This window comes from Bradyrhizobium ganzhouense (assembly GCF_049949285.1).
GTDB lineage: Bacteria > Pseudomonadota > Alphaproteobacteria > Rhizobiales > Xanthobacteraceae > Bradyrhizobium > Bradyrhizobium ganzhouense.
The window spans coordinates 353120-368836 of record NZ_CP181318.1; the positions used below are offsets into that span (position 1 = coordinate 353120).

At 64.2% G+C, this 15717-nt stretch carries 16 protein-coding genes and 1 tRNA gene; 7 read left to right on the top strand and 10 right to left on the bottom strand.

Features of this window, described 5'->3' with window-relative positions:
• Positions 1–17: 17 nt before the first annotated feature.
• From ACLFLU_RS01695 to pheS, 3 genes are read right to left on the bottom strand one after another with little or no spacing between them, the layout of a single operon-like run.
• Positions 18–788 (bottom strand): sulfite exporter TauE/SafE family protein, encoded by a 771-nt coding sequence (locus ACLFLU_RS01695; protein ID WP_426410647.1) that lies wholly within the window; start codon positions 786–788, stop codon positions 18–20.
• Complete coding sequence (pheT, locus tag ACLFLU_RS01700) at positions 785–3193, bottom strand: phenylalanine--tRNA ligase subunit beta (protein ID WP_426410648.1); 2409 nt, start codon at positions 3191–3193, stop codon at positions 785–787. Before pheT ends, ACLFLU_RS01695 begins: the two co-directional genes overlap by 4 nt.
• Entirely contained in the window at positions 3190–4272 is a 1083-nt protein-coding gene (gene pheS, locus ACLFLU_RS01705; protein WP_426410649.1) for a phenylalanine--tRNA ligase subunit alpha, read from the bottom strand. The genes pheT and pheS overlap by 4 nt, the downstream gene beginning before the upstream one ends.
• Before the next feature lie 151 nt (positions 4273–4423).
• Between pheS and ACLFLU_RS01710 the strand changes: the two genes are divergently transcribed.
• On the top strand, positions 4424–4837 hold the full coding sequence (locus ACLFLU_RS01710) for a hypothetical protein (protein ID WP_426410650.1): 414 nt from the start codon (positions 4424–4426) through the stop codon (positions 4835–4837).
• Positions 4838–4848: 11 nt separating this feature from the next.
• Here ACLFLU_RS01710 and rplT read toward each other — a convergent pair whose 3' ends face one another.
• Together rplT and rpmI are read right to left on the bottom strand one after the other, a co-directional pair.
• Positions 4849–5208 (bottom strand): 50S ribosomal protein L20, encoded by a 360-nt coding sequence (rplT, locus tag ACLFLU_RS01715; RefSeq protein ID WP_014490867.1) that lies wholly within the window; start codon positions 5206–5208, stop codon positions 4849–4851.
• Positions 5209–5288: 80 nt separating this feature from the next.
• Positions 5289–5489, bottom strand: coding sequence for a 50S ribosomal protein L35 (gene rpmI, locus ACLFLU_RS01720; protein ID WP_007598540.1), 201 nt, complete (start codon positions 5487–5489; stop codon positions 5289–5291).
• Between the two features lie 273 nt (positions 5490–5762).
• Here rpmI and ACLFLU_RS01725 point away from each other — a divergent pair, with 273 nt between their 5' ends.
• Positions 5763–6161 (top strand): hypothetical protein, encoded by a 399-nt coding sequence (locus ACLFLU_RS01725; protein ID WP_426410651.1) that lies wholly within the window; start codon positions 5763–5765, stop codon positions 6159–6161.
• Between the two features lie 64 nt (positions 6162–6225).
• On the opposite strand, the gene infC is transcribed toward ACLFLU_RS01725, so the two are convergent.
• Complete coding sequence (gene infC, locus ACLFLU_RS01730; RefSeq protein WP_148778009.1) at positions 6226–6765, bottom strand: translation initiation factor IF-3; 540 nt, start codon at positions 6763–6765, stop codon at positions 6226–6228.
• Between the two features lie 251 nt (positions 6766–7016).
• On the opposite strand from infC, the gene ACLFLU_RS01735 reads away from it, so the two are divergent.
• Entirely contained in the window at positions 7017–7805 is a 789-nt protein-coding gene (locus ACLFLU_RS01735; protein ID WP_426410652.1) for an alpha/beta hydrolase, read from the top strand.
• A gap of 55 nt (positions 7806–7860) precedes the next feature.
• Here the strand turns inward: ACLFLU_RS01735 and ACLFLU_RS01740 are convergent, their stop codons facing one another.
• From ACLFLU_RS01740 to ACLFLU_RS01750, 3 genes are all read right to left on the bottom strand, one after another.
• A complete protein-coding gene (locus tag ACLFLU_RS01740) occupies positions 7861–8655 on the bottom strand; it encodes an acyl-CoA thioesterase domain-containing protein (protein WP_426410653.1) in 795 nt (264 codons plus the stop codon).
• 170 nt (positions 8656–8825) lie between these two features.
• Positions 8826–10001, bottom strand: coding sequence for a tRNA epoxyqueuosine(34) reductase QueG (gene queG / locus ACLFLU_RS01745; RefSeq protein WP_426410654.1), 1176 nt, complete (start codon positions 9999–10001; stop codon positions 8826–8828).
• Positions 9950–10642 (bottom strand): glutathione S-transferase family protein, encoded by a 693-nt coding sequence (locus tag ACLFLU_RS01750; protein ID WP_426410655.1) that lies wholly within the window; start codon positions 10640–10642, stop codon positions 9950–9952. Before ACLFLU_RS01750 ends, queG begins: the two co-directional genes overlap by 52 nt.
• Before the next feature lie 169 nt (positions 10643–10811).
• Between ACLFLU_RS01750 and ACLFLU_RS01755 the strand changes: the two genes are divergently transcribed.
• The 3 genes from ACLFLU_RS01755 (at position 10812) to ACLFLU_RS01765 (ending at position 13788) form a co-directional block, all read left to right on the top strand.
• Positions 10812–11618, top strand: a complete 807-nt coding sequence (locus tag ACLFLU_RS01755) for an undecaprenyl-diphosphate phosphatase (RefSeq protein WP_426410656.1) — start codon at positions 10812–10814, stop codon at positions 11616–11618.
• Positions 11619–11712: 94 nt separating this feature from the next.
• Complete coding sequence (locus tag ACLFLU_RS01760; RefSeq protein WP_426410657.1) at positions 11713–13044, top strand: FAD-binding protein; 1332 nt, start codon at positions 11713–11715, stop codon at positions 13042–13044.
• A 3-nt stretch (positions 13045–13047) separates the two neighbouring features.
• Entirely contained in the window at positions 13048–13788 is a 741-nt protein-coding gene (locus tag ACLFLU_RS01765; RefSeq protein ID WP_426410658.1) for an SDR family oxidoreductase, read from the top strand.
• Positions 13789–13953: 165 nt separating this feature from the next.
• On the opposite strand, the gene ACLFLU_RS01770 is transcribed toward ACLFLU_RS01765, so the two are convergent.
• Entirely contained in the window at positions 13954–14919 is a 966-nt protein-coding gene (locus tag ACLFLU_RS01770; protein WP_426410659.1) for a complex I NDUFA9 subunit family protein, read from the bottom strand.
• A gap of 138 nt (positions 14920–15057) precedes the next feature.
• Here ACLFLU_RS01770 and ACLFLU_RS01775 point away from each other — a divergent pair.
• Positions 15058–15144 (top strand) — tRNA-Leu (locus ACLFLU_RS01775).
• The last annotated feature ends 573 nt before the right edge of the window (positions 15145–15717 follow it).

The following is a 15717-nucleotide window of genomic DNA, read 5'->3' on the forward strand; positions in this document are numbered from 1 at the left end:
GGGGACGACAGCGGAGATTACCGCAACACCCCGTCCAGCACCGGCAGCCCCGCGATCACCGCGATCGCGATCAGCGCGTAGCAGATGCCGCGGAAGATCGTCTCGCTGGCGCGGCCGAACAGCGACGCGCCGAAGGCGACGCCGATCGCATAGACCGGGCCGACGATCAGCGACAGCACCAGCGATTCGCGCGAGATCAGGCCGGTCGTGGCATAGCTGACCATCGAGAAGAGATCGGACGCGCCGAAGAACAGCACGATGTTGGCGCGGGCCACGATCGGAGCAATGGGGCGGCCGAGCCAGTAGCCGACGATCGGCGGCCCGCCGGTCTGCGCCAGTCCGCTGCAGAAGCCGGAGAGGCCGCCGATGCCGACCGAAAGCCAGGCGTGGTCCTTGCCGCGATAACGCCAGCCCGACAGCAGCAGCAGAAGCAGCGCGGCGACGAAGCAGGAGATAATCCAGCGCGTGGTGACGGGCTCGAGCACGCTGAGGAAATAGGTGCCGACGGGCACACCGACCAGCGCGCCCAGCACGATCACGGCCGTCGCCTTGCGATCTGCTTTCCGCCATGCGTCTGGCAACAGCGGCGCGGCCGCGACGAAATCGATGACGAGGAGCAGTGCCGCGACCAGCCGCGGCCCAGCGATGCTGCTCGCCAAGGGCATGAAGATCAGCGCCGAGCCGAAGCCGGAGAAGCCGCGCGCGGTGCCCGAAACGAAAGCGATGGCGCAGAGCGCCATCGCGATGGTGAGGCTGACGTCCTTGGGAAGGAAGTCGGCAATCGTCATGCTCTCAACGTGCCGCCGGTCTTCTTGGTGACCTCTGCCACGATCTTCGCGGCAACAGCTTCGATTTCCTGATCGGTCAGCGTCTTCTCGCGCGGCTGGATCGTCACGGCGATGCCGATTGACTTCTTGCCGTCGTCGATGCCCTTGCCCTCGTAGACGTCGAACACGTTGACGCCGGTGATCAGCTTCTTGTCGACGCCTTGCGCGGCGCGCACGATGTCGCCGGCCTTCACAGTGCGATCGACAATGAAGGCGAAGTCGCGCGACACCGGCTGGAACGCCGAGAGCTCGATCAGCGGCTTGGCGCGGGTCGGCTTCTTCTTCGCTTCAGGGATACGGTCGAGGATCACCTCGAACACGACAAGCGGGCCGTCGGCGCCGAGCGCTTCCAGCGCGCGGGGATGCATCTCGCCGAAAGTGCCGAGCACGTTCTGCGGACCGATTTGGATCGTGCCGGAGCGGCCCGGATGCAGCCAGGCCGGACCGCCGGCGACGATCTGGAGCGCCTGCATCGGCGCGCCGGCCGCGGCCAGCACCGCCAGCGCATCGGCCTTGGCGTCGAAGACATCGGCCTGCGCCGAGCCCGACCAGTGCCGTCCCAATCGGTCCGACGACGCAAGGCCGCGGCGCACGCCGCTCGCGGCCATGAACTGATCCTGCGGGCGATCGCCCTTGAACACCTGGCCGACCTCGAACAGCACCACATCGCCAAAACCGCGATCGGCATTGGCTTGCGCGGCTGCGACCAGACCCGGCAACAGGCTCGGCCGCATGTCGGAGAGGTCGGCGGCGATCGGGTTGGCGACCTCGAGCTCGCGCTGGCCGCCGCCGAAAAGCTTTGCCGCAGGCTTTGTGATGAACGACCACGTCACGGCTTCGGTCATGCCGCGGCTCGCGAGCGCGCGCCTGGCGCGGCGGGTGCGGAGCTGCAGCGGCGTCAGCACCGGCTTGCGCGCATCCTCGCCGCGCTCGAACGGCGTCATCGGCACCTTGTCGACGCCGTAGATGCGGATGACTTCCTCGACGATGTCGGCCTTGCCATGCACGTCGGAGCGCCACGACGGCACCGCGACCTTCACCACGGGGCCCGGACCCGCCATCATGAAGCCGAGATGAGACAGGATACGCTTCATCTCGACCTGCGGCACCTCGATGCCGGAGAGACGCTTGACTTCGGTGAGCGGGAAATCGATCACGCGATCGTCGCCGAAGGTTTTGCCGACCACGACGTTCTCTGACGGCGTGCCGCCGCACAGCTCCAGCACAAGCTTGGTCGCGAGCTCCAGCCCCGGCACCATGAAGGCCGGATCGACGCCACGCTCGAAGCGGTAGCGCGCATCCGAATTGATGCCGAGCTTGCGGCCGGTCTGGGCGACGTTGATCTCGTTCCACAGCGCCGATTCGATCAGCACGTCGGTGGTGTTTTCGTCGCAGCCCGAGGCTTCGCCGCCCATGATGCCGGCAAGCGATTCGACGCCGTGCTGATCCGCGATCACGCAGATCGAGGGATCGAGATTGTAGGCGCGGCCGTCGAGCGCGAGCAGCGCCTCGCCGTCGCGGGCGCGGCGCACCACGAGATTGCCCACCACCTTCTTGGCGTCGAACACGTGCAGCGGACGCGCGCGGTCGAAGGTCATGAAATTGGTGATGTCGACCAGCGCGTTGATCGGGCGCAGGCCGATCGCGGTCAGCCGCTTCTGCAGCCAGTCAGGCGACGGGCCGTTCTTCACGCCGCGCACGAGGCGCAACGCAAAACCCGGGCACAGCACGGCGTCCTCGACCGTGACCTTCACCGGGCAGGGGAATTCGCCCTTGATCGGCTTGATCGAGGCGTCCTTGAACTTGCCCATGTCGGCGGCGGCGAGGTCGCGCGCGATGCCGTGCACGCCGGTGCAGTCCTGCCGGTTCGGCGTCAGATTGATCTCGATCACGGGATCGCCAAGGGCTGCCCATTCGGCATAACCCGCGCCGATCGGCGCGTCCGCCGGCAATTCCATGATGCCGTCATGGTCGTTGGAGATCTGCAGCTCGGCCGCCGAGCACAGCATGCCGCGGCTCTCGACGCCGCGGATGGTGCCGACGCCGAGCGTGATGTCCTTGCCGGGAATGTAGGTGCCGGGCGGCGAGAACACGCTGACGAGCCCGGCGCGCGCATTCGGCGCACCGCACACGACCTGCACCGGCGCGCCACCGTCGCCGGTGTCGACCATGCAGACGCGCAGCCGATCGGCATTGGGATGCTGCTCGGCCGAGATCACCTTCGCAATGGTGAAAGGCTTCAGTGCCTTCGCCTTGTCCTCGATGTTCTCGACCTCGAGCCCGATCATGGTGAGCTTGTCGGCAAGCTTTTCCAGCGGCTCGTCGGTGTCGAGATGATCCTTCAGCCAGGAGAGGGTGAATTTCACGAGCTCAGCCCTCCGGCAAGTGTCGGCACTTCGAGCGGCTTGAAGCCGTAATGGTTGAGCCAGCGGACGTCGCTGTCGAACAGCTGGCGCAGATCGGCGATGCCGTATTTCAGCATGGCGATGCGGTCGATGCCCATGCCCCAGGCAAAGCCCTGGTACTCGTCGGGATCGATGCCGCAGGCGCGCAGCACGTTGGGATGCACCATGCCGCAGCCGAGAATCTCGAGCCAGTCCTCGCCTTCGCCGAAGCGGATCTCGCCCTTGTCGCGGCGGCACTGGATGTCGACTTCGAGCGACGGCTCGGTGAACGGGAAGAACGACGGCCGGAAGCGCATGTTGATGTGGTCGACCTCGAAGAATGCCTTGCAGAACTCGTGCAGGATCCATTTGAGGTGGCCGAGATGCGAGTGCTTGTCGATGACGAGCCCTTCGACCTGGTGGAATTGCGGCGTGTGGGTCGCGTCCGAATCGATGCGGTAGGTGCGGCCCGGGCAGATCACGCGGATCGGCGGCTTCTGGGTGAGCATGGTGCGCACCTGCACCGGCGAGGTGTGGGTACGCAACAGCATGCGCGAGCCGTCCTCCTTCGGATGGAAGAAGAACGTGTCGTGCATCTCGCGCGCCGGATGGCCTTCCGGAAAATTCAGCTTGGTGAAGTTGTAGTCGTCGGTCTCGATATCGGGGCCTTCGGCGACCGAGAAACCCATGTCGGCGAAGATCGTGGTCAGCTCGTCCCAGACCTGGCTGAGCGGATGGATGCGGCCGACTTCGGCTGCCGCATCGCGCAGCGGCAGCGTGACGTCGACGGTCTCGGATGCCAGCCGCGCATCGAGCGCTGCGGATTTCAGCACATCGCGCCGTGCGGCGAGCGCCTCGGTGACCTTGTCCTTGGCCTGGTTGATCGCGGCGCCTTGGGTCTTGCGCTCGTCGGGCGACATCTTGCCGAGCGTGGCAAGCAGCGCCGAGATCGAGCCCTTCTTGCCGAGGGCTGCGACGCGCACCGCTTCGAGCGCGGCTTCATCGCCGGTGGCGGCGATCTGGTCGAGGATGGATGTTTCGAGCGTTGCGAGGTCGGACACAGTCAAATCCTTGCTGCCAAATTCGGCTGGGTTGTCGCCGCCCGAAGGCCGTAACGTCAAGCAAAAAGCCGGTCATTTCGGGCATGGGACCAGCTGGGTTGAACCTCGCGCGGGGGCCGGGCACCAAGGGGGATACGAGGAGACCTTTGCGATGCTTTCGAAATCCTGTTTCGCCGCTCTCGCCGTCGTTCTGTCGGTCGTAGGCCACCCGGCGCGTGCCATGGTCTGCATGGACAAATCCATGACGCTGGACGAGGTCGCCGACACCATCAGCGCGCAGAAGGGCTGCGAAAGCGCGATGAAGGTCTTCAAAGATTGCGAACTGACCGCGAGCGGCGATGTCGCGCTCGGTGCCGCCGTCGAAAAGAAATGCGAGGCGGACTTCAAGCCCGGCCTCAGCGCCGCGCAGACACAGGCCTACAAGCGCGAGATGGACGCATGCGACATCAAGTACCGGAATAAGTCCGGCACCATGTATCTCTCGTTCACGGCATTCTGCCGGGCGGAGGTCGCCCAGCGTTACTCGCAACGCGCGCTGAAGGCTGCGGGCCAGAAGGCCCGCTAGCGCCGGCCTAATTAGGCTGCGAGCGCAGCCTTGGCCTTCTCGGCGATCGCCTGGAACGACGCGGGCTCGTGGATCGCGAGATCCGACAGCACCTTGCGGTCCACGGTGATGCCCGACTTGGCGAGACCGTCGATAAATCGGCTGTAGGTCAGGCCGAACGGACGGACGGCAGCGTTGAGACGCTGGATCCAGAGCGCGCGGAAGGTACGCTTCTTGCGCTTGCGGTCACGGAATGCGTACTGCTGGGCCTTCTCGACGGCCGGCTTGGCAGCGCGGATGGTGTTCTTGCGGCGGCCGTAGAAGCCCTTGGCGGCCTTGTAGACTTTCTTGTGCTTGGCGTGAGCGGTCACACCGCGTTTGACGCGAGACATGACAAAAATCCTTCAGAGATGACTTAGGTTTCGGATCGCCGCGAAAGACGCGGCGCGGATGGCAATGATCGTGGACGCGATCAGGCGTTCGGCAAGAAGTACTTCTTGACGTTGTCGCCGTCGGTCTTGAACAGCACGGCGGTGCCGCGCAGCTGACGGATCTGCTTCTTCGTCCGCTTGATCATGCCGTGACGCTTGCTGCGATGAGCGAACATCACTTTGCCGGTGGCAGTCACCTTGAAGCGCTTTTTAGCGCCCGATTTGGTCTTCAGCTTGGGCATTTGGCTCTCCTAATGGCCACAGAATTCCGCCCGCGAAGGCGGCTGGCCGTCAAAAATGCTCGTTAGAGCGTTGATTGTGCTCAGGTTTTGCGAACAAGCGCGAAACCCGCACGGAACACCGCCACGGCAGCCCTTAATCAGCCGGGCGATGAAGGCCGGGCTTATGACAGAGAACGGGCGAATTGGCAACGATGAACCGCCAGAACCTGGCCGCCGACTATTCGGAATTGCTACCATCCTTGTCCAAGTCGTGTCGCTCGAAGCAGGACCAAAATGGCTCATTTTTCCCAATCCGTTTCGTCTGTTGTCGCCCGTCCGCGCTATCTGGCGCTGTTCGCCGTGCTTGCCGCGGCCGCTGTTCCATCGACAGCCGATGCCCGCATCGGCGGCTATGACGGCGTCTGGAATGTCACCTTCGCCACCACCCGGGGTAATTGCAGCTCGGGCTACAGCGTGCCCTTCACCGTGACCGGCAGTCGGGTGTCGTCGGCCGGCGGCGGCCGGGTGTCCGGTACGGTCAATCGTGGCGGTGCCGTCGCGGTCCAGGTGTCGGTCGGCGCCTCCCACGCCAGCGGCGGTGGCCGGCTTGGCAGCGCGGCGGGGGGTGGCTCTTGGCGCGGCATCATTTCCGGAGACCAGTGCAGCGGCACCTGGCAGGCGACGCGGACTTGAAAACAAAACGGCCCGCCGGAGATCCGGACGGGCCGTTGAAACTTCAACTGCAGTGAGCTGGCGCTCAGCGCGGCGCCAGGACCATGACGACCTGACGGCCCTCGAACCGGGCGTCCTGCTCGACCTTGGCGAGCTCGGCAACGTCGGTCTTGATCTTGTCCAGCAGCTTGGTGCCGATCTCCTGGTGCGCCATTTCGCGGCCACGATAGCGCAGGGTGATCTTGACCTTGTCGCCCTCTTCGAAGAACCGCAGCATCGCGCGCATCTTCACGTCATAGTCGTGATCGTCGATCATCGGGCGGAGCTTGATCTCCTTGATCTCGACGGTCTTCTGGCGCTTGCGGGCTTCGGCGGCTTTCTTCTGGGCGGAATACTTGTACTTCCCGTAGTCCATGATCTTGCAGACGGGAGGGCTGACATTTGGCGAAATCTCGACCAGATCCATGCCGGCTTCCTGGGCCATCTTGATGGCAAGCATCGTCTCGACGGTGCCTTTGTTGTCACCGGTCTGATCGATCAGCTGGATCTGCGCATTGCGAATATCATCATTGATGCGCGGCCCGTCTTTGGCGGCAGGGGCCGGGGCTCTATTGGGACGGCGAATGGGTGGTTCTCCAAAGTTGTGAAAGGAAGCGGCTACTGTGCAGGAAGATGCGTTTGCCGGCAAGCAAGTCGCCCTGCGGGGAGCGAAAAACCCTCAAATGCGAGGCATTTTGGTCACGCCCATCGGCACGGTGCTCGACTTAGACACCTTGCACCTGTTCCGCAAGCGTCCCAAAGGGCCAATACCAATATAGGGTTGCTTGGCGGAGTGCGCCCGGACCGCTCAAACCCCACAGCCAGAGTAAACGTTCCATGACCCCAGCAATTCCCGATGCCGTGCTCGACTTTATCGAATTGGGCGAAGGCCCGTCGGCGCGCCGGATCGCGGTGCGCCGACGCGCCGGCCAAGGGCCTGGCCTGGTCTGGCTTGGCGGCTTCAAGTCGGACATGCAGGGCGGCAAGGCGGTGGCGCTCGACGGCTGGGCCGGCGAGCATGGTCGTGCCGCGGTCCGGTTCGACTATTCCGGCCATGGTGAATCCAGCGGCGATTTCGCCGATGGAACCATCGGAAGCTGGCTCGAGGACAGCGTTGCGGTGTTCGAGCGGTTCTGCACCGGTCCGCAAATCCTGATCGGTTCCTCCATGGGCGGCTGGATGGCGCTGCTGCTCGCGCGCGAGATCAAGAAGCGTTCGGGAAACGCCTCGCTCGCGGGCCTGGTGCTGATCGCACCGGCGCCCGACTTCACCGAAGAGCTGATGTGGAAGAATTTTTCGCCCGAGGTGAAGAAAGAGATCGAGACCAAGGGTTTTTGGCTGCGTCCGTCCGAATATGGCGACGGCACGCCCTATCCGATCACGCGCAAGCTGATCGAGGAGGGACGCGACCATCTCGTGCTCGGCAGCGCCATCGATCTCGGCTGTCCCGTCCGAATTCTGCAAGGTGCGCAGGATCCCGACGTGCCGTGGCAGCACGCGTTTGCGCTGACGCATCGGCTGCCGGCCGACGATGTCGTGCTCACCATGATCCAGGACGGCGACCACCGCCTGTCGCGTCCGCAAGATATCGCGCGCATTCTTGCCGCGGTGGCCGAGATCGGATGACGTGCCTCTCAGCACTCAATGTCGTCGCCCGCGAAAGCGGGCGATTGGAGGAGAACTACGGCGGCGGCTTTGCCATCGGCTTGCGCTGCGCCAGCGCTGCCACCGTCGCTGTGCCGATCGGGCCCTGCTCGTCATAGAGCCAGCATTCGCCGATCGCCACACCGTCGGTGGCCTGGTGGTTCACAACGTCAAAACCGATCCAGTTCGTCACCGGCAGCCGGTGCAGGTAAATCGTCACGTCGCTGTTGATGTAGCCGAGCCCCTTGTCGCCAGCATTGGCAAACGGGCTCGCGAAGTCGGCGCCGGTGGCGACATGGACGAACGGCGTCATCGGCACGCCCGCAACGAGCTCGCGCACCTCGCTCATCCACAGCCGGCGCGGTCCGAGTGAGCCCATATGACCGACGATCGGCCGTGTCGTCCATTTGCCGTTCATGCCGAGCCTGGGATCGGTCGGCTTTGGAATATCGTCCGGCTTCGGCACGTCCCAGTTCGGCGCCGACCAGACATTGCCATCAGGGTTTTGCGTCCGCCGCAACAGCTGGCACGAGGCGCGCGCCATGCCGACGCCGCCGGAGACGAACTCCGCCTCGATCACGCGGATGCGCAGTCCGTCGCGCACCAGCCGCGTCGTCACTTGGATCGGCTTATCGATCGTCGGCAGCCGAAACATGTCGACGGTCAACCGTGCCGGCACGAATTCAGGACCGGAATGGCGCTCCTCGATGGCGAAGCCGAGCAGGCCGATGATGACGCGTCCGTGCAGCGATTTCGGATCCCACGGGCCGTTGGCAACTTCCGTCGGATGGAATGTATCGCCGTCGCGGGTGAAGAAAGGCATGTTTGTCATGACGCGCGACCTTGAAGGAACGGGTGGGGAAATCAAGGTCCACGATCCTCACACTCCGCTGTCATCGTCCGCGAAGGCGGACGATGCAGTATTCCAGAGACGGCAATGATTGAATCGAGAGGCCGCAGCGTACTGGCTGCCCCGCCTTCGCGGGGCGTGACAGCGGAGGGTTAGGAAGCGGCTTGCCACTCCACGCGCACGGCATCATCTTGCTCGCGGTCGAACATATTAAGCCTCAGCGCTGCGAACTCTTCATCGGACAGCAACTGCGCCAACGCCCACACGGCAGCCCCGCGCACCAGCGCGCTCTCATCATCCAGCAATCGCCGGGCCTCAACCGCCAGCATCACATCGCCCGAGTTACCGATCGCAATCAGCACATTGCGCAAGAAGCGATCGCGACCAATCCGCTTCACCGGTGACTTCGTGAACAGCGCGCGAAACGCGGCATCGTCGAGTCGCGAAAGCTCGGCAAGACCAGGCGCGCGCAATTCATCGCGCGCGGCGAGCTTGGCCTCACGTCCCTCCTGCGCAAACTTGTTCCAGGGGCACGCCGCGAGGCAGTCGTCGCAGCCATAGATGCGGTTGCCGATGGCTTTGCGAAATTCCGGCGGGATCGGTCCCTTGTTCTCGATGGTGAGATAGGAGATGCAGCGCCGCGCATCGAGCTTGTAGGGCGCGGGAAACGCCGCGGTCGGGCAGATGTCGAGACACGCCTGGCACGAGCCGCAATGGTCGATCTCGGCGCCGTCGCGCGGCAAGTCGAGCGTGGTGTAGATCGCGCCGAGAAACAGCCACGAGCCGAATTCGCGCGAGACCAGATTGGTGTGCTTGCCCTGCCAGCCCAGATGGGCGGCCTGCGCGAGCGGCTTCTCCATCACCGCCGCGGTGTCGACGAACACTTTCACCTCGCTCGGCGCCGTCGCGACCAGCCAGCGCGCCAGCGCCTTCAGCCGCTTCTTGATGAGGTCGTGATAGTCGTCGCCCTGGGCATAGACCGAGATCGCCGCGCGTGTGCGCTGTTGCAGGATTTTCAGCGGATCAGAGTCGGGGCCATAGTTGACACCGAGCATGATCACGCTGCGCACGTCAGCCCACAGCCCGCGCGGATCGACCCGGCGCTCCGGCTGGTTCGCGAGCCAGTCCATGTCGCCATGGCCGCCCGAGGCGATGAATTCGAGGAAATGCTTTCCGGCGTTCTCGATCGTGCCCGGCTCAGTGATGCCGATGCAGTCGAAGCCGAGCGCGCGCGCTTCGCGCGCCAGCGCCGCCTTTAGTTCAGTCGGATCGGAGTTCAGAAATCCAGGTCCACGTAGGTCCGCGACGCCGGCACGCCCGCCAGCCATTCGCTCAGCAGCGGACGGAACGACGGGCGGGATTTCACCCGCGCGTACCACGCCTTTGCTGCGTCGTCCTCGCTCCATGGCACGTCGCCCAGATAGTCGATCGCCGAGAGATGCGCTGCGGCGGCGAGATCCGCGTAAGTGGGCCGGTCGCCGGCGAGGAAGTTACGCGTCTGCGCCAGCCAGCCGATATAGGCGAGATGATAGCGCACATTGGCCTTGGCGGCGCGCATCACGTCGGGCGAGGGCGGCCCGCCGCCATTCTCCTCGCTCATGAAGCGCTTGTAGATGCGCTCGGTGACGAGCGGATGAGAGACTTCCTCGAAGAATTTTTCGTTGAACCAGGCCATCAGCCGGCGCACCTCGACGCGCTCGGCGATCGTCTCCGGCATCAGGCGCTTGGGGCCCATCTCGGCGCCATAGGCTTCATCGAGATACTCGGCAATGATGGCCGCGCCGGGGATCGGCGGCTGTTCGTCGTCCACCAGCAACGGTGTCGTGCCGGCCGCGTTGAGCAGCAGAAAGGCCTCGCGCCGTTCCCAGCCGCGTTCCTCGACCAGCTTCAGCTCGAGCCCGTATTCGCCCGCGATCAGGCGGATGAAGCGCGAATGCGGACAGAACGGATGATGGAACAGAGTAAACATGAAGCCTTTGACTATTTGATGGTGCTTAAGAATCCATCAATGTTTGTGCGGCGCCACACTAGTCCTTCAAAACCGCGAGGCAAGGCCGCGTTAGCGCATTTTGCGATTGCGAGCGAGGGGGGAATAGGCGAGAAGAACCCCGCTTTTCCAGCGGAAATGGACCGTAAATATGTCAGATGCAATACGGGCAGTGATCCTCGGCATCATCGAGGGTGTGACCGAGTTCCTTCCTGTCTCCTCCACCGGCCACCTGCTGCTAGCGGAGCGTTTCTTCGGCCTCGGCGAGGGCGCTTTCTGGGATTCGTTTACGGTTTTGATCCAGCTCGGCGCGATCCTCGCGATCGTCGTGCTGTACTTCAAGAAACTGTGGGACGTGGCGATCGGCATGTTCACCGGCGATGCCTCTGCGCGCCGCTTCGTGATCGGCGTGCTGGTGGCGTTCCTGCCTGCGGTGATCGTCGGTCTCATCGCCGGCAAATACATCAAGAGCGTGCTGTTCAATCCGTGGGTCGTGTGCTTCTCGCTGATCGTCGGCGGCGCCATCCTGTTGTGGGTCGATCGGCTCAATCTCAAGGCGCGCGAGCACGACGCCACCAAATTTCCGCTGTTGATGTATCTCTATATCGGCATGGCGCAGTGCGTTGCGATGATCCCGGGCGTGTCGCGCTCCGGTGCCAGCATCGTCGCGGCTATGTTCCTCGGGGCCGACAAGCGGGCGGCGGCGGAGTTCTCGTTCTTCCTCGCCATCCCCACCATGATCGGCGCGTTCGCCTACGATTTCTACAAAAGCCGCTCCGAGATGACGATGGACCATATGGGCATCGTCGCGATCGGCTTCTTGGTGTCGTTCATCACCGCGCTCATCGTGGTGAAGGCGTTCCTCGGATACGTCACCCGCCACGGTTTCGTGCTGTTCGCCTGGTGGCGCGTCATCGTCGGCACGCTCGGCCTGATCGCGCTGGCGCTCGGCCGTTAACCTTCGACAATCTGCTGACGCGCCTCAACGCAATATCAGCTTTTGACCGGTAGGCAGTGTCCGGAGCGGGTTGGCCCGCAGGCGGAGCTGAACGATGACCCTCGTCAGCGGCTGGGGGCGCTTCCCGGTCGTCGATAGCGAAGTGTTGCGGCCGCGGTCGTTCGAGGCCGTGGGTGCGGCTGTCGCTGATGTGACCGGCTCCGTGGCCCGGGGCAATGGCCGCGCCTATGGCGATGCCGCGATCGGCGCCGTCAGGACCGTCGCCATGACCGGGTTCGACCGGGTCAGATCGTTCGATCCAGTGACGGGCCGCATCCGCCTCGAAGGCGGCGTGCTGCTGTCTGACCTCATCGACACCTTTGGCCCGCGCGGCTTCTTGCCGTTCGTCGTACCCGGCACGCGGTTCGTCTCGGTCGGCGGCGCCATCGCGGCCGACGTGCATGGCAAGAACCATCATGGCGAGGGCGGTTTTGGCCGCTATGTCGACAGCATCTTGCTGCGCACCGGGGCGGGCGAGACCATCGAGGCCTCGCGCGAGCAGAATTCCGATGCCTTCTTCGCGACTGTCGGTGGGATGGGGCTTACCGGAGTCATCCTCGAAGCGACGGTGCGGCTGCGCCCCGTGGAGACCGGCTGGATCCGCGAGCGGGTGATTTCTGCATCCGATCTCGACGCTGCAATGCGCGCACTCGATGCCGGTGACTCCGCAACGTACTCGGTGGCGTGGATCGATTGCGCGGCGCGAGGGCGCGATCTCGGCCGCGCGCTGATCTATCTCGGCGAGCACGCCCGCGCCGACGAGCTGACTGAGGGCGCCGATCGCTTTCCAATCGGCAAACATCCCGGGCTCGCCGTGCCGATCGATCTGCCGTCGATGACGCTGAACCGATACAGCATCCGCGCCTTCAACGAGCTCTATTACCGCATGGGCACGAGGCGCGCCGGCGGCGACCGTGTGGTCTCGCTGTATCCGTATTTCTTTCCGCTCGACAGCATCGCTGACTGGAATCGCATCTACGGACGGCGCGGCTTCCTCCAGCATCAATGCGTGGTTCCGGAAGCCAGCGCGCGCGCCGTGCTCGGCGACATCCTCGATCGTGTCTCGAAGCGCGGCGATGCCTCCTTCCTCGCGGTGCTGAAGAAGCTCGGCCATGGTGATGGCCTGCTGTCGTTTCCGCTGCCCGGCTACACGCTGGCACTGGATTTCCCGATCAGGGGCGACATCCTGAATTTCCTCGACGAGATCGACCGTCTCGTGGTCGCCGCCGGCGGGCGGCTTTATCTCGCCAAGGATGCGCGCCAGTCGCGCGCGACGTTCGAGGCCGGCTATCCCGCGCTGCCGCGCTTCAACACGATCCGCAGATCGCTCGATCCCGCCAAAAACATCCGCTCAAAGCTTTCACAACGCCTGTTCGATGAGGTTTAAGCCGTGACGTCACGCAAGACCGTTCTGGTGCTCGGTGGCTCCTCCGATATCGGCCGCGCCGCGGCACGCGCCTTTGCCAGGGCCGGCTACGATGTCGGCCTCGCCGGCCGCGATGCCGCCGCGCTCGAGCCTGACGCCGCCGATCTGCGCGCGCGCTACAATATCGAAGCGAGCACAGGGACATTCGACGTGCTCGACACCGCCTCGTTCGATGGCTTTGTTGCCGGCCTTCCCGCGTTGCCCGACGTCGTCGTCTCGATCATCGGCCTCCTGGGCGTGCAGCCAAATGCCGAGAGCGATCTCGCGCACGCCACCACGATCATGCGCTCGAATTACGAGGGTCCTTCACTGATCCTCGGCCTGTTCGCCGAAAAGTTCTTGGCGCGCGGCAATGGCACGATCGTCGGCGTGTCGTCTGTGGCGGGCGATCGTGGCCGCGCCTCGAACTATGTCTACGGCTCGGCGAAAGCCGGCTTCTCCGCCTACCTGTCGGGCCTCCGCGCCCGCGCCAGCCGCGGCGGCGTGCATGTCGTCACTGTGAAACCCGGTTTCGTCCGCACCAAGATGACGGAAGGCATGAAGCTGATCGGCCCGCTAACCGTCGATGCACCTGTCGTCGGCGATGCGATCCTCAGCGCCGTCGAGAAGAAGACCGACGTCGTCTATGTCAGCGGCAAATGGCGTCTCGTGATGCTCATCATCAAGACGCTGCCGGAGGCGGTGTTCAAGAAGCTGAAGTTTTGAGCTGTAGCCGCGGCGGCGGTCTGCTCCTTCGCCCCGTTCTTACGGGGAGAGGGTCGGGGTGAGGGGCCTCTCTCAACACGCGAGGTCGTAGAGAGATCTGTACCCCCTCACCCGGATCGCAAGAGCGATCCGACCTTTCCCCGCAAGCGGGGTGAGGTTAAAAAATCACACGCTCTTGCGCTGGAACTGGCCCGCCGCACGAAAACGCCAGAGATATTGCGGGGCGATCGCTTCCAGCGAATCGGCTGATATGCCGAGGCCTTCCAGCGTCAGGCCGGCGGCCTTGGCCGCATCCGACACGACATTGTCGCGCTCGAGCAACGTGACCTGGTCCGGCGTCAGCTTCAGCGCGCCCGGCGCGAATTGCAGGAAGTTGGCCTGGAAGCGGGCGAGGCCGAACGGCAGCGGCACCAGCGTCGGCTTGCGGTCGGCGATGGCGACGATGGCCTCGATGATCTCGCGCATGGTCAGCACTTCCGCACCCCCGAGCTCGTAGGTCGCGCCCGCCTTGGCCTTGCCGTCGACGGCCTCCGCAATCGCGGTGGCGACGTCGCCGACGTAGACCGGCTGCATCTTCGTCTCGCCGCCGATCAGCGGCAGCACCGGCGACAGCCGTGCCAGCGCGGCAAAGCGGTTGGTGAACTGGTCCTCGGGGCCGAACATCACGGAGGGGCGGAAGATCGTGGCCGACGGCACGGCCGCCATCACAGCCGCCTCGCCGGCCGCCTTGGCCTTGGCATAGCGCGAGGGTGATTCGGCATCGGCGCCGATGGCCGAGACATGGATCAGCCTTGCGCCGACGGCGGCCGCCGCCTTGGCGACGGTCTCGGCGCCCTTGGCCTGGACGGCGTCAAAGGTCTGCCCGCCGCCCTCGGTGAGGATGCCGACCAGATTGATCACGACATCCGAATCACGCACCGCCGCCTCGACCGAGGCCGGATAGCGCAGATTGGCCTGGATGGTGTGGACCTGGCCGACCCTGCCGGAGGGCTGGAGGTATCCGGCGAGTTCCGGCCGCCGCACCGCGACCCGGACCCGGTAATCCCGCCGGCACAGCGCGCGGACGACATTCCGGCCCAAAAACCCCGATCCGCCGAAAACCGTGACGAGAGTTTCCAGATTCGATGCCATGGGTCAGATCCTGCAGGAAGAGTGCGTGTTATCAGGCTTGTATCGGCCCGGTTTGCAATGCGCAATCGGCATCCCGAACCATGAATTGACAACGGCGTCACTGAACCGTAGTAACCGCCTCCGTGCCCCAAACGGCATGCCCAGGTGGTGGAATTGGTAGACGCGCTGGCTTCAGGTGCCAGTGGCTTAACGGCCGTGAAGGTTCGAGTCCTTTCCTGGGCACCAGCTTTTTCTGGATATCCAGCATTTCCAGATAGATAAACCGCATCCCTGTGTTGCGTGACCCCGGCTAGGCAATGAAGGGCTGCGGCCCCGCCGATTGTTCTGGGACGGGTTTCCCTCGGTCATTCGCGCAGCGCATTCCGCCCGAATTGTCGGCGCCTACCATCCCGGACCTGATGACCGTCTGGCTTGCGCGGACGGCAGATTAGCGCTCATCTCAACGCGGACTTCGGCGATCGCTCATGCGATGTCGCGCGTCATTCGTGTGGATAGCGAGCCGTTCGCTCACGCCGCGCTGAACTGCCATTGCGATGTTACCCTTCCAGCGATCCATCTGCTCGATGTTTCACCGTTTCCAATTCGCACGACAATCTCCAGAGCCGAACGGCCGACATCAACGATGTTGAAGACGATTGGCTGCCCGTCGCGGTAACACAAGCGAAAGGCAGCGTGCGCGGGGCTGCCCCTGTGGATCATGCAACACAGGTCTGTGATTGATGTCCGACGCAAAACTCGGATAGCCTTCGAGAAGGCCTAACCCCGATCGGGAGTATGCTTCGTTGAAGAATGATCAAG